The following is a 13,595-nucleotide window of genomic DNA, read 5'->3' on the forward strand; positions in this document are numbered from 1 at the left end:
AAAACTGTAGGGCGGGCGGAAGACCCCCCGCTCGGTCACGATGGCCGCAATATAGCGGGCCGGGGTCACGTCGAAGGCCGGGTTCCAGATCTTCACGGCATCGGGCACGCGCTGCCCGTTGGGCAGAGCGCGCATCTCCTCCTCCGACCGCTCCTCGATCGGAATGCCCGATCCGTCGGCCAAGGTAAGGTCAAACGTGCTCCAGGGCGCAGCCACGTAAAAAGGGACCCCGTGCGCCGCAGCGAGCACCGCCAGGGCATAGGTCCCAATTTTGTTGGCCGTGTCCCCGTTGGCCGCGATGCGGTCCGCCCCCACAATGACGGCATCGATCCGCTTCGCGCGCATCAGGGCCCCGGCCATCCCGTCCGCGATCAGGGTAACGTCGAACCCGTCCCGGGCCAGCTCCCAAACGGTAAGGCGCGCCCCCTGCAGGAGCGGGCGCGTCTCGTCCGCATAGACGCGAACGGTCTTTCCGGCCTCCCGGGCCGAACGCAGGATACCGAGAGCCGTCCCGTGGCCACCGGTCGCAATGGCCCCGGCGTTGCAGTGGGTCAGGACCACGGCCGTCTTCGGAAGCAGATCCGCCCCGCAGGCGCCCATCCTCCGATTCGCCTCGACGTCGGCCTCATGGATGCGAAGGGCCTCATCCAGCAACAGGCCCGCAAGCCCCTTTCCCTCCAAAGAGAGCTCCGCCTCGAGGATCGCGCGCATCCGGTTCAATGCCTCGAAAAGATTGACCGCCGTGGGACGTGTCCGCGCAAGGCGCTCGATCGCCTCGAGGACCGCGCCGCGTCCACCGGCGGCCGCCAGAACGACGCCGTAAGCGGCGGCGATCCCTATGGCCGGGGCCCCGCGCACCGTCATGTTCTCGATGGCAAGGGCGACATCCTCGACGGTGCGGCAGACGAGATAAGCTTCCCTGCCCGGAAGGGCGCGCTGGTCCAGAAGCCTCAGCGCCCCATCCTTCTCAATCCATTCGACCGACTCGATCCTCCTCAAGGACGTTCCTCCTTCACATCGTCCGCCGCACACTTCACCCTGCCGTCGGCGAACCGGACCGCCAGCCTGTCCCCTCGGGAGACCTCCCGCACCGAAACAAGCCTTCTGCCGTCACGCTCGCAGGTGACGAACCCCCGCGCCAGGGCCCCCAGTGGGGAGAGGGCGTCCAGAGAGGCTGAACGGACGGACAGGGCGTTCCTCGCCTCCGACACGCAGAGCCGCATCCCGGAGAAGAGGCGCAGGAAACGGGACGAGAGCTCCACCTCCGCCGCTCCCAGACGACGGGAGACATGGGAATGCAGGGCCTCGAGAAAATCGCCGCAGCGCTTTTCCCCCTCCGCGAGCCGACGGCCGACGGCCCCAATCATATGGGAACGGATCAGAGCCAGACGATTCAGGATCTGTCCCCGGTCGGGAAAGACCAGCTCCGCCGCAGCGGAGGGCGTCGAGGCGCTCAGGTCGGCGGCCAGGTCGCACAGCGTCTCGTCGATCTCGTGCCCCACGCCGCTCACGACTGGGACCGGGCAGGAACGCACGGCGCGGACCACGCGTTCGTCGTCGAAGGGGACCAGGTCCTCCCGGCTCCCTCCACCGCGCACCAGCAGGATGCAATCCAGCCGTTCCAAAAGTGCGGCACGCGAGAGGGCGCGGGCGATCTCCTCCGGCGCCTCCGCGCCTTGGACCTGAGCCGGGATGACCAACACCTCGCAGAGCGGATAGCGCCGTGAGGCGATGCGCAGGACATCCCTCAGGGCCGCTCCGGTCGCGGAGGTCACGATGGCCGCACGCTCGGGGTAGGCGGGAACAGGGCGCTTCAGCTCGGGGCGGAAGAGCCCCTCCTGGGTCAACCGTGCCTTCAGCTCCTGACGGGCCCTGTCGATGGCCCCAGCCCCAACGGGGATGATGCGCTTCGCATAGAGCTGGTAAACGCCCCTCTGGGGGTAGACGCCTACGCTCCCCTCCACCAGCACGCTGTCGCCGTTTTCGGGCCAGCGGGGAAGAAAGCCCGCGTACTGTTTGAAGATAGCGCAAGCGACCCTGCTCTCCCTCCCCAGAAGCGTGAAGTAGCAATGGCCGCTTGTGTGTCGTTTGAACTCGGCGATCTCCCCCGCCACGATCAGGGACTTGAGCATGAGGTCCGAGAGGAAAAGTCCCTGAACGTAGAGGGTCAGTTCGTCAACGGTCAGCTGGGAGCGTTCCGGCCTTCGAGGGGCCATGATCCTGTCCTTCCCCGCAGTTTTTCCCCGCGCTCCTTTTATTTCTCTCCGACTCCGGGATCAGATGCTGGACCACGCGCGCCAGAACGCCGTTGACGAAACGCCCCGAGTCCTCGGTACCGAAGGCCTGGGCGATGTCCACGGCCTCCGATATCGCAACGGCGAAGGGCACGGAGCGCTCCAGGAACCCCTCGAACACGGCAAGGCGGAGTACGGCGCGGTCCACGGAGACGATACGCTCCGGCCGCCATCCCGTAACCACGCGCAGGAGGACGGCATCCGATTCGCTGCGGCGATTCCAGGCCCCTCGGGCCAAGAATCGCAGATACTCCTTGACCTCGGGAAGATCGGACTCCGCAATGCCCCCCTCGCCGCAAAACAAATCCAGGGCCGTGTCGACGCCCTGGTCGGACCGGTTGCCCAGAGAATACAGAAGCTGAACCGCGAGTTCCCGGGCGCGACGCCGAGCCTGTGACGTCTTAGTATGGGACAAACATTACCTCCGATCAGCAGAGGACACGGCAAAGCCCCTCTGTCTCGAAAGGAGGAAGGACGTCCCCTTCGTCAGAAACCAGGCGAATGTCCCCCAGAAAGCGGTCCAGAAAAGACCGCGCCAACCTGCGAGAAAGACCAGCGCCGCCGCGGAGGCCAGGGACATCCATACCCAGGGGCTCCGATACAGGGCGGAACGAATTTCGTGCCACTCCTCCTCCGGGCTCCCCTGACTCGACCAGATGATGGAGGAAGCTATGCCCAAAGGCTTCATGACGGCATTCAAACGACTTTCGACCCTGCTTTCGAGGACTCCATCCTTCGAGAAGAGCACCAAGGTCATCAGTGCCGTTTCCCCATCCTTCAGGGCAAAGCTGCAGAACTGGGATTTTCGCGTCAGGAAACGGCGGATAAAGTCCGCCATCCCGTCATACGATACCCGAATACTGCCATGCGGCGTTCGCTTCCACAAAAAGTACACGATGACATCACTCCCGGAAAACGAAAAATACCTCTGGTCACGAAAAAACGCCCCGGTGCAAAAATCAAGAAAGGACAGAAGTTACGGCGCACTCCGCCCTGCGCGGCCCGCCTCGGAATCTCCCCTTACGCTTCCTGATGCCCCTCCTCCTGAGGCGTTTCCTCCCCGGACTCCTCATCGGAGGAGGCCGAAACCGACGGGTTCTCCGTTTCCTCGGGAAGGATGGGCTCGTCCGCATAAATTCCCTGGACGTTGATATTGACGGAACTGACGGTGTAGCCCGTATAGCGCTCCAGGTTGGCCTTGATCTTCTCCTGGACGTCCCAGGCCAGGTCGGGAATACGTTGCCCGTACTTGACCAGGACGTAGGCCTCGACGGATATGGATGGGACCTTCCCCTCCTCGACGGCGACCCGGACCCCCTCGCCGGCCTTGCGGCCAAGGCCGAACTTGGACGCGATGCCCGTATTCGTGGTCTGTATGTTGGGGATACCCTGGATCGTCTTTCGCGTCAGCTCGACGATTACCTCCTCGGAGATATGGACGCTGCCCTCAAAGCGCGCTCCCGGGGAAGCGATCACATCCTTGACGTTCTCCTGAGTCTGCTCCACTCGAAACCCTCCCCTTTCGGTCAAGCCGTGCGGTCGATCTCCTCGCCGCACCCCGGACAGATGAGCTTGTCCTCCTCCTTGCCCTCCTCATAACGATAATAGAAGGAGTAGGCGCAGGACGGACAGGTGACGGAGATATAGCTCTCCGACGATTCCTCCTCATCCGCAGCGTCATAATCCTGGTCGGTTTCCAGGCCGACGGACCGCTCCAGCTCGTACACAGCATCGTGCAGCTCGTAGATCTCGTCCGCAAGTTCCTCGCCCGCCTTCCGAACGCCTTCGAGCTGCCGCGAATGTTCCTCGATCTCCAGGGACAGAGCATCCAGCGCCTCGGCCACGGCGGTATACACCTTCGTATTCCGCTCCTCCGGTTCCATACAATCCAAAAGACCCCTCAGATAGGCAATCCGCTCCCTGGCGTTCAAATCCTCCGCCCCCTTTTCAAACCCCAAACATCGGTCGGACAAAAGCCTCTGAATCCCTTTTCGAGGGACATGCCGCCGCGGAGGCTCTATTTCTTGGCCCTTTCAAGGTAAAGCCCCGAACGGGTATCGACGACGACGTCCTCGCCGGGCTCCACAAACACGGGGACCGTGACGACGAGCCCGGTCTCCAGCGTTGCCGGCTTGCCTCCGCCCGAGACCGTATCGCCCTTGAAGCTGGGCGGAGTGTCCACGACCTTGAGCACGACGCTTTTGGGCAGTTCGATCCCCATGATCCTGCCCTCGAAGACCTCGAGCTGGATCTCCATGTCCTCCACCAGGTATTTGGTGGCCTCCCCCAGCACCTCCGGAGAAAGGGTCAGCTGATCGTACGTAGCCAGGTCCATGAAGACATAGTCCTTGCCGTCCTTGTAACTGTACTGGGCGGGCTTGTCCTCGTAGATGATCCGCTCGAACTTCTCCCCCGGCTTGAAAGAATTCTCCACCGTGGCCCCCGACTCCACGTTGCGCAGCTTGGTGCGGACGACGGCCCCGCCGCGCCCCATCTTATGATGATCGTAGTCCACGATCTCCCAGATGCCGTCCTGCCAACGGAACTTCAAGCCTACGTAAAAATCGGTGGTGTCCACTACCTGAGCCATCAATATTCCTCCATTTTTGCCGCGAAAGGGTTAAAAATCTTTCTCATTATACCTCATGGCCAAGATCGACAGATTGGCCGAGACGAGACGCAGATAAAAAGGACGAGGAAGAGTCACCTTCCGGCACCTCCCCCTCATCCTCTCGCTTACGTTTCTATCCAGAAAAACCAAACAGGAGATAAAAGAAGTTGCGAGGCCTCAGCGCTTCGTCAAAACGGCCTCCTGCTCCACCGCCACATCCGGGATCTCCAGAATATGGGGCACCACGAGCATGACGACCTGGGTTTTTCTGCGCTCATTGTAACGATAGGTAAAAAGCTCTCCCAGGATCGGGAGCTGGCCGAGCACGGGGATCCGGACGCGGTTCTTCGTTTGGTTGTCCCGGAAAAGCCCTCCCACGACGAAGGGCTCGCCGTCCCGAACCCGCACCTGGTTCGATACGGAGCGAGTCGAGGTCCTGGGCATCTGCTCCCCCGTACTTCCCCTGATCATCTCCAGCACCTCGCCCGTCTCGATCTCCAGTTTGACGGTGATGACTCCATCACGCCCCACCTTGGGGGTCATCTTCAACTGAGGGCCGACCGTCTTGGTCGCCCATGTGGCGTTTCCTGCGTCGTCACGCTCGGAGATATAGGGGTAGTCCTCCGTCAACCTGACCTCGGCCTCCTCGCCGTCCAGCGTGATCACGGACGGACTGGCCAAGGTTTTACCCAACCCCTTCTCCTCCACGGCGCGGAAGGCCACATCGAACTCCCTCCAGATGCCGTGCATAGGTGTGAGCAGCCCCGTCCTCCCCGGGGAAAGGGACTGGTCTGACGGCTCCGTGAAATTGCGCCCCAGACGGTTGTCGTCGATAAAACCGCCCTTACCGCCGCTTGCACCGCCATAAGTAAACCACCAGTGGTTGTAGACTGCGTTCAACGCCGTCTCCACATCCAGCTTCGCCCCATCCGAGAACTCCAGTATACGGGCCTGAAGCATGACCTGCCTGCCGGGGCGATCGAGCTTCTGCAACAAGGCAGCGACCTCGGAGAGCTTGAGCGGGTTGGACGTCACGTAGAGCGCCCGCAGGCGCGGATCGACAACCACACGGTCGGTCGGCATCTTCGTCAGGTTCACCAGAAGCGCCTGCAGGGCCACGGGGTCGGCGTAGGCGACGTTGAAGGTGCGCGTCTCCTCGTTGCCGGAGATCTTGGCAAGGCCGTCGACCGTCCCGACGGCGATCGTATCCTTCCCCACCATGTGATAGGAGACGTCGTAGGTCTTCATCAGGTAGGCGAACGCCTCGCTCAAGGGGACGTTCTTGAGCGTCATGGTCACCAGGGCCGGAGGAAGAGAGGGGTCGATGATGATGTTCTTCTTCATATGGGCTCCCAGCATGCGGAAGACATCACGGAGCTCCGTATCCCGAAGGTCCAGGGTGATGGGAGTGGTGCTGGCGAAAGGTCCCGTTGGGACGGGCTTTTTGACGACAACCCTCGTCGCAGCAGGTTCCTGGACCATCTTCTCCACCTTTGCCGAAGTGATGAAGCGCAGGGTGTAGGAATCCGCCGGTGCAACGCCGCCCAGCGACCGGAGCTGCAGAGGGCTCTCCGCGGTCATCTCGATGACGACATCCCGGGAGACCTGAGCGGTACTGACGCTGGAGAGCATCGGAACCGACACGGAATAATCGGTCATATCGGAGGTGTCCAGGCGCACATCCCTAAAGGTTATCCGTACCCGATTCACGTCGAAGACCGTTTCGGGCTCAGGCAGTCCCTTTCCCTTGAAGCCGACAACAACCTCCGTGTCTCCAATCGGATACATCTCGACATTCGCCAGTACCGGCAGGTTCGCAAGCTCATCCCTGCCCTTCTGTTTCCCGGCGGCAAAGGCCGGACAACAAAAGGCTGCGATCAAGAAAGACAAAAACGCTCCCCAAATGATTCTGGAATTCCATCGTCTCATCGATCTCTCACTCCTCGTCAAAAGCCAGGGGCGATATCCCAGTTCCTGCCCGCCCAATGAACCACAACCTTATCGGATAAGATCCGAACGATACGCCCCTTCTTTCCCATGAAGGTATCGCCCTGTCGAACAATCATCCCTGATCCTACCCCCGCTATATCCATAACGGCCTTACGTTCCTTGCCCAGAATCATGATCGCCCGGATCACGATGTCGGGCGGAGGCTCGACGGCAATCTCGACCTGTGCCACATCTCCGCCGGGGATCTCCACCCACTTCGTCGGGTCGTCGAAGACGCGCTTTCCGAGATCCCTCATGGACTGCGCCCATACAACGCTGTTCGAGCGCAGCGCCGACGCGGCTCGGACCTGTTCTAGCATGGCATCCAGGCGTTTTTTATCGGCATCCACGCTTTGGGGCGTCGTAGAGGGGACGAAAGTCTTCTCCTGCCCCAGCAGCTGCATCTCATAATAACGATATCCCGCTCCAAGCGTGCCCAACAGGAACAAAAGGAAGAACAAAAGACGGACGCCCGCGGCCGATCCTTCGTTGTCGACCCCCGTGAGCTTGTTCCATGCGGCACCGCAAGCTTCCCGCCAACTCATCTGGTTCGCCATAGCCCCACCCTCCTATGGTTTGGGAGCGACGATGGCCTCCACCGTCACATCGGCCTGGATCCAGCCCCGAGACGCCTCCGCGGAAGCCCCCACCGGTTTGTCGGCCCCCAGGGTGAGATTGGATACCCTCACCGTCGTCGGGAGATTGCGCCATGCCGCGAAGACATCCATCAACGCGTAATACTCCCCCCGAACCGTCATCGCGATGGCACTGACGCCCTCCGCGTTCACACCCTGCTGGCGGGTGGACAATATCTCCACCGAGTTGTTCTGCAGTACCTGCTGAACGCCGGAGTAGAAGGCCATTTCGTCCGGGGCCACGTTGACGCTGTAGTTCTCGAGCTCCTTGAACGCATTGGTAAAGACGGACTTCTGAGCTATCAGCGCCTGGGTGGTGCTCTCCAGGTCGACCCGCTGCTGCTGCAGCTCATCGGCCCGGGAATGGAGTTCGCTCAAACGCTCCCCCAAATAATAGACAGCACCGCCAAGGGCCGCGCACAACAGGAAAAACAGCAGCCCCAAAATCGTAATTTTGTTGTCCTTCATGGCCGTCCCCCCTCAGAGGAGCCCTGACCAAAGGGGCGAGCGATCAAGGTAAGGGTAAAGGACACCCGTCCCGTCTTCTCGTCCTTCTTCGTGGAGGGCATGGTGACCGCGCTGAAGAGCCCGCTGCTGCTCAGCCCATCCGTCAAGGCGATGATCTGCTCTTCCGCCGCCGCTGTGGCATCGACCGTCACGACATAGAAGACCGTTTTATCCTCCCTCGCGCTCGGGACGAAACGTACGGAGTTCACCCCCATGCCCCGCTCCAGATGAGCCTCCAAGGCGTTCAGGACCTCCAGGGTCGGGGGCTCGCTCTGCATGATCTCGAGGGTCTTCTTGAACTGCTCCTCCCGTTCCTTCAAGCGCGCGATCTCGGCGAGCAAAGCCGTCTTGCTGCTCTCGAGATCGGCGATCTCCCCCTCCAAGACCTCGATTCGCGACTGCAGATCCTGAGTTTCAATGAAGGCCATAACGACATAATAGCCGCTGCTTACTAAGAAGGCCAGCAACAGCAAAACGGCTACAAGCCTGACGAAGCTGAAGGAATGGCGTTTGCGCTCCCACTCCAGATACTCCGCGGGCCGGAGGTCAAATTGTACCCTCATAGCAGATTCCTCAAAGCGAGCCCAAAGGCCGAATCGTACCCCGGGACGCTGCCGAGGGGCGATGGAGCTCCCCACGTCGACCAAACATCGGAGACGGAGACATTCACGGACACCCCGGCCTCCAGGAAGGACTTCAGTTTCGGGTTGTCCCCGATGCTACCGCCCAAAATCAGATTACGGATCTCGATCCCGCGGTACTGGTTGCCGGCGAAGATCATCGTGTTCTGAACATCTTGGAGTATCGGCATCAAATCCGCCTCGGAGTTCCGGCGCTCGGGATACGTCAAGTCGATCAGCGTGGACCGATAGAGAATGCCGTTATCCCGATACCCCAGGACGATGTGCGTCACCTCCGGCTCGACGCCGACGACAAAATACGTGTCGTTGCGAGTGCTCGGTCCGATGGAGGCTCGGAAAAACGCGACGTTCATGGGCTCGACAGCCATAACCGGGACCCCGGCGCGCTCGGCCGACCTCAAAAAATCCCTCATGTAGTCCAGTTTGCACGTGGCCACAAGAACCGTCGATTTGGCCGAGACATCCCGGGCCGGGACCTCCACCTCGGCGATATCGGCGGCCGACTCGGCCCATGAGTAGGGAAAATACTTCTCGAATTCAAGGGACAAAGCGTCACGAATATCGTCCAGGGGCATTCTGGGATATTCGACCAGACGCAGCGTCACGTCCCTTGAAGGGACCCCCAAAACCACGGGACATGAAAATTTTCCGAGCCTGCTTTTGAGGTCTTCAAAGCCCCTCTCGATCATCCCGACCTTCTGCAGCGATTCCTTAACGACACCGCCTGCAGGTATAGGGACAAACTCCTGCCTCACTACGCGCAGCCCTGCTCCATTGCGTTCCAGTTCGAGGTACCGTAAGGAGTCTTCGTGCAGGGCCAATCCTGCGGAGACTCCCTGACCCTTTTTCCCTGAAAGCAATATGCCGCCTCCTCCCACAGTAAGGGGTCCTAGCCCTTCCCGGATTTATTTTGCCTTTCCCTATTATAGCAATCACTTTCAAAACTGGGAGCAAAAATCGATGGGAATGGGAGAAAAATCTCAAACTCGCAAAAGACGCTGTACGATTGCGATATAAATCCATCTTTCCTTGAAAACATCAATATCTTTGCCGCCATAAGTACATGAAAGCCGAAAACGCTCGCCCACATGTATCATGTATAGTATAATGAAGCCCAATCCCCCGATGCGGGGGCTCAGTCCTGTGCGGCGAAGGCCCGTGAACCCTGTCGGGCCCGGAAGGGAGCAGCAGTAAGCGGTGATCTTCGGGTGCCACGGGGTCGCTGGGTTCCCGCAGCGGGGGCTTTCTTGTCCCACTTCCCCATCCCCGGCAAGCGTCTCTGTCGTATAATATTTGTCGTTGGCCGATCGGCCGCCTCATTCGACCCGGGGCTCTCGAATGACGTCTCATTCCCGTTTGGCGCCTATTATCGTTATAAAGGGAAACGCTAATTTAACGGGAAGCCCCCCGATGCAACGCCTGAGCGACCCGCTCAACCGGTGGGGCGACTAAGTGATCGACATGGCATGCCCCGCTTTTTGGGCACAACTGATGAAGAAACTAAGTGATCGACACAACTCGCGTTGCTCGTTGGTCGTCTACTTATCGCGTTGCTCGTTGGTCGCCTGTTTATCGTTACGCTCGTTGGTGGTCCGCTTGTGGCGGTTTGCTTAGGTGGTACCCCAGCTTGCCTGTTTTGAGGCGGAAGCCTGCCGGGGGCGCCGCTGCCCCCGGCAGGGGAGTCCTCGCTTCGCTTGCGGGCCGCTCGGCCTCAAGATAGCGGCGTGGGGCACGTTGGTTTTTATGTCCATCCCGCTCCGAATGTATCGCCCCCTATCCTGAAAACAGTAAGGAGAGATACGAGCATGAGCAATGCGAATGCGGAAGAGACAACCCGTAACGGAAAGCTGCGTTTCGTCGAACCCCACATCTTCGCCATCCTCTTCTTCTTCATCGTCCTGATGGCCCTGTGTACCCGGGTCATCCCCGCCGGCGTCTACAAGCGCATCCCCATCGAGGTGGAGGGGGCTGCGCGAATGATGGTGGATCCGACGTCCTATCATCGTGTCGAGAGGACCCCGGTGAGCCTGTTGGGCGTCTTCATGTCCATCCCCCAGGGCTTTGCGGAGGCCGCGGCCGTCATCGCCGTGACGTTCTGCGTGGGTGGGGCATTCGGGGTCGTCAAGCGTACCGGCGCCATCTCCATAGGGGTCGCGGCGCTGGCGCGCCGGATGTCGAGGCGGGGCATCATGGTCATCCCCGTCCTGATGGTGGCCTTTGCCGCCATAGCGGCATTCATAGGGACTCAGGAGCTCTCGCTGATTTACGTGCCGATCATCCTGCCTCTGATGCTGGCCCTGGGGTTCGATTCCATGACCGCCGCCGCCACGGCCCTCTGCGCCACGACGGCGGGGTTCACGGGGGCGATCACCAATCCGTTCACGGTCGGGCTGGCGCAGAAGATCTCCGACGTGCCGCTCTACTCCGGGGCAGGCTACCGCTTCGTGGTGCTCGTCGTCCTGACCTCTGTCACGATACTTTACGTCATGCGCTACGCGAGCCGGGTGCGCAGGGACCCTTCGAAGAGCCTGGTGCGCGAGACCGATGTGCGCTGGCGGGAGGAGTTCGCCGAGGAGGATGAGGCGGCCCATACCAGGGCGACGACGCGGGAGATCCTGGCGGGAGTCTCCGCCGTCCTGATGTTCGCCTGGATGATCTGGGGAGTCCTCGCCTGGAAGTGGGAGATGGTCCACATGGGCGGGATGCTCCTCGCCATAGGCCTGGTCTCCGGCCTCCTTGGAGGGCTGAATCCCAACGCCATCTGCCGCGCCTTCGAGGAGGGGTTCGGAGAGGTCCTGCTGGGGGCCATGATCATGGGGGTGGCGCGTGGTGTGGCCGTCGTGATGACCCAGGGACAGATCATCGATACGGTCATCTTCTACATGGCCCGGATGATCCAGCACATTCCGCCGGCCGTGAATGCCGTGGGAATGTTCGTCGCGCAGAGCGGATTCAACTTCCTGGTCTCGTCGGGAAGCGGGCAGGCCGTCATCACGATGCCGATCATGGCGCCCCTGGCCGATCTCGTGGGGGTTACCCGTCAGGTCTCGATCCTGGCCTTTCAGCTTGGGGACGGATTGTCGAACATCATCTTCCCCACCTCCGGCTATTTCATGGCCGTCCTGGCCCTGGCCCGCATTCCGTGGGACCGCTGGCTGCGCTTCATGTTGCCGCTCTTTCTGATCGAGAGCCTTTTGGGCAGCGTGTTTCTGGTGATCGCTCAGCTGATCGGCTGGCAGTGAACGTGACGGCGGCTCCCGTGGGCCTTCCTTGTTCGTGAGTCGATTGTGAGGAGAATAAATCTATGGAACAGGACAAAAGCAACCGGAAATTCAAACTTTCCCTGACCCACAGCATCCTGATAGCTACCGTCCTGGGGATAATCGTGGGGTATCTCGTGGGCCCTGCAATAGCTCCGATCAAGATCTTCGGCGATATCTTCCTGCGTTTGATTCAGATGTCCGTTCCCCTGATCATACTGGGGGCCGTCTTGGAGGCTGTGGGGCAGATCAATCCCAAAGAGCTCGGTAAACTGGGATTTAAGATGTTCGTGTGGTTCTCGGTTTCTACCGTCATCGCCGCCGTGATTGGTCTTGCCCTGGCCTTCACCATTCAGCCCGGCGTCGGGCTCCCCCCCATGGAGACGGTCAATCCGGTTCAGCCGCCAACGCAAACGATCGCGCAGGTCATACTGAACTTCTTCCCTGTCAATATCGTCGACTCCATGGCCAAAGGGTCCATGATCCAGGTGATTGTCTTCGCTATAGTACTTGGTATTGCGGTCAGCGTGAACATGAGGGACGACGGAGATCGGTCCCTGTTGAATGGCCTGCGCGTCTTCAACAAGTCTCTCCTGACCATGATCAAAGTGATCATGAAAACCGCGCCGTTGGGGGTTTTTTCGCTCATGGCCTGGGTCTCGGGATCTCTGGGGTTCAACATCATCATTCCTCTGATCAAATACCTCGGCGGAATCTCCTTGGGCGTCGTCATTGTTATGGTACTCATGATCGCGATCACTGCGGCCTATGTGAGGGTCAACCCCTTTAAGTTAGCGGCGAAGCTTGGGAACATGACTCTTGTTGCCGCCACGACCACATCCTCCGCTATCTCCCTTCCGGTCAAAATGGAGGATTCGGAGAACAAGCTGGGCGTCAGCAAGAAGATCTCGAATCTCGTCAACCCTCTGGGAATGGTGCTCAACAGTGCGGGGCAAGCGATTTTCCTGTCCATGGGCAGCATCATGATCGCCCAGTTCTTCCACATCGATATGACCCTCGGCAGGACCATCCAGGTCGTTGCGATATCCACCCTGGCCTGCATGGGAACCCTTGCCGTTCCGGGCGGGGCCCTGATCATCCTTGCGAGCCTCATGCCAACCCTGGGGCTTCCCGCGGAGGGCATCGCCATTCTGGCCAGCGTGGATTGGTTTCGGGGCATGATTACGACGATTCCCAATGTCGACTGCGACGCGCTGATCGCCTTGATTATCGCTAAGGGCGAGGGCGAGTTCAACCGGGACATCTTCGACGGTAAGGTAGACCCCACGAAGTGCGACGCGTAGCTTCACGGTTTTGAGGATGAGTGAGGTGATTCGGAATGAGGCTGTTGGTCATCAACTCCAACATGAACCGTGAGATTACGGACAAGATCCAAAACATCGCCCGTGGCCTGGCGAACCCCGATACGACGGTGGACGCGATCTGTGCGGAGTGGGGCGTTCCGGCGATCGAGGGCGGTTACGATGCGGCGTTTGCCGCTCTGGCTACAGTCGAGTCGATCAAGCGCCACGAGAAAAACTACGATGCCTTTATCATCGCCTGCTACTCCGATCCGGGCCTTTATGCCGCGCGCGAACTGACGAACAAGCCGGTCTATGGCATCGCTCAGGCTTCGATGCTGGCGGCGTGTTCCTTTG

Annotated in this window: 15 protein-coding genes and 1 other RNA gene; 4 read left to right on the plus strand and 12 right to left on the minus strand. The window is 60.4% G+C overall.

From position 1 onward, the window contains the following. From mtnA to pilM, 12 genes are all read right to left on the minus strand, one after another. On the minus strand, positions 1 to 999 hold a 999-nt coding region (gene mtnA, locus Q0176_RS07360), incomplete at its 3' end, for an S-methyl-5-thioribose-1-phosphate isomerase (protein ID WP_299300885.1). Then, complete coding sequence (gene xseA, locus Q0176_RS07365) at positions 996 to 2,216, minus strand: exodeoxyribonuclease VII large subunit (RefSeq protein WP_299300888.1); 1,221 nt, start codon at positions 2,214 to 2,216, stop codon at positions 996 to 998. The genes xseA and mtnA, both read right to left, overlap by 4 nt. After that, the gene (nusB, locus tag Q0176_RS07370; RefSeq protein WP_299300890.1) at positions 2,176 to 2,709 is read right to left on the minus strand and encodes a transcription antitermination factor NusB; all 534 of its coding nucleotides are present in this window, start codon (positions 2,707 to 2,709) and stop codon (positions 2,176 to 2,178) included. The genes xseA and nusB overlap by 41 nt, the downstream gene beginning before the upstream one ends. Positions 2,710 to 2,712: 3 nt before the next feature. Then, positions 2,713 to 3,189, minus strand: coding sequence for a hypothetical protein (locus Q0176_RS07375; RefSeq protein WP_299300893.1), 477 nt, complete (start codon positions 3,187 to 3,189; stop codon positions 2,713 to 2,715). A gap of 125 nt (positions 3,190 to 3,314) precedes the next feature. Further along, on the minus strand, positions 3,315 to 3,800 hold the full coding sequence (locus Q0176_RS07380) for an Asp23/Gls24 family envelope stress response protein (RefSeq protein ID WP_299300896.1): 486 nt from the start codon (positions 3,798 to 3,800) through the stop codon (positions 3,315 to 3,317). A 20-nt stretch (positions 3,801 to 3,820) separates the two neighbouring features. Beyond that, entirely contained in the window at positions 3,821 to 4,225 is a 405-nt protein-coding gene (locus Q0176_RS07385; RefSeq protein WP_299300899.1) for a CD1247 N-terminal domain-containing protein, read from the minus strand. Between the two features lie 86 nt (positions 4,226 to 4,311). After that, complete coding sequence (gene efp, locus Q0176_RS07390) at positions 4,312 to 4,884, minus strand: elongation factor P (RefSeq protein ID WP_299300903.1); 573 nt, start codon at positions 4,882 to 4,884, stop codon at positions 4,312 to 4,314. Positions 4,885 to 5,082: 198 nt separating this feature from the next. Further along, complete coding sequence (locus tag Q0176_RS07395; protein WP_299300906.1) at positions 5,083 to 6,786, minus strand: secretin N-terminal domain-containing protein; 1,704 nt, start codon at positions 6,784 to 6,786, stop codon at positions 5,083 to 5,085. Between the two features lie 65 nt (positions 6,787 to 6,851). Next, entirely contained in the window at positions 6,852 to 7,451 is a 600-nt protein-coding gene (locus tag Q0176_RS07400; RefSeq protein ID WP_299300909.1) for a hypothetical protein, read from the minus strand. Positions 7,452 to 7,463: 12 nt separating this feature from the next. Beyond that, positions 7,464 to 7,997: a hypothetical protein gene (locus Q0176_RS07405; protein WP_299300912.1), complete on the minus strand. Its 534-nt coding sequence runs from the start codon at positions 7,995 to 7,997 to the stop codon at positions 7,464 to 7,466. After that, positions 7,994 to 8,599: a hypothetical protein gene (locus Q0176_RS07410; protein WP_299300915.1), complete on the minus strand. Its 606-nt coding sequence runs from the start codon at positions 8,597 to 8,599 to the stop codon at positions 7,994 to 7,996. Before Q0176_RS07410 ends, Q0176_RS07405 begins: the two co-directional genes overlap by 4 nt. Beyond that, entirely contained in the window at positions 8,596 to 9,555 is a 960-nt protein-coding gene (pilM, locus tag Q0176_RS07415; RefSeq protein ID WP_299300918.1) for a pilus assembly protein PilM, read from the minus strand. The genes Q0176_RS07410 and pilM overlap by 4 nt, the downstream gene beginning before the upstream one ends. Positions 9,556 to 9,809: 254 nt before the next feature. Here pilM and ffs point away from each other — a divergent pair. The 4 genes from ffs to Q0176_RS07435 all read left to right on the plus strand — a co-directional run. Further along, positions 9,810 to 9,909, plus strand: an RNA gene (gene ffs, locus Q0176_RS07420) — signal recognition particle sRNA small type. A 573-nt stretch (positions 9,910 to 10,482) separates the two neighbouring features. Continuing rightward, the gene (locus Q0176_RS07425; protein WP_299300921.1) at positions 10,483 to 11,919 is read left to right on the plus strand and encodes an AbgT family transporter; all 1,437 of its coding nucleotides are present in this window, start codon (positions 10,483 to 10,485) and stop codon (positions 11,917 to 11,919) included. Positions 11,920 to 11,981: 62 nt separating this feature from the next. After that, positions 11,982 to 13,241, plus strand: coding sequence for a dicarboxylate/amino acid:cation symporter (locus tag Q0176_RS07430; protein ID WP_299300925.1), 1,260 nt, complete (start codon positions 11,982 to 11,984; stop codon positions 13,239 to 13,241). A gap of 35 nt (positions 13,242 to 13,276) precedes the next feature. After that, a partial coding sequence (locus Q0176_RS07435; RefSeq protein ID WP_299300928.1) for an aspartate/glutamate racemase family protein occupies positions 13,277 to 13,595 on the plus strand: 319 nt, incomplete at its 3' end.

The sequence above is a fragment of the uncultured Fretibacterium sp. genome (assembly GCF_938040765.1).
Lineage (GTDB): Bacteria > Synergistota > Synergistia > Synergistales > Aminobacteriaceae > CAJPSE01.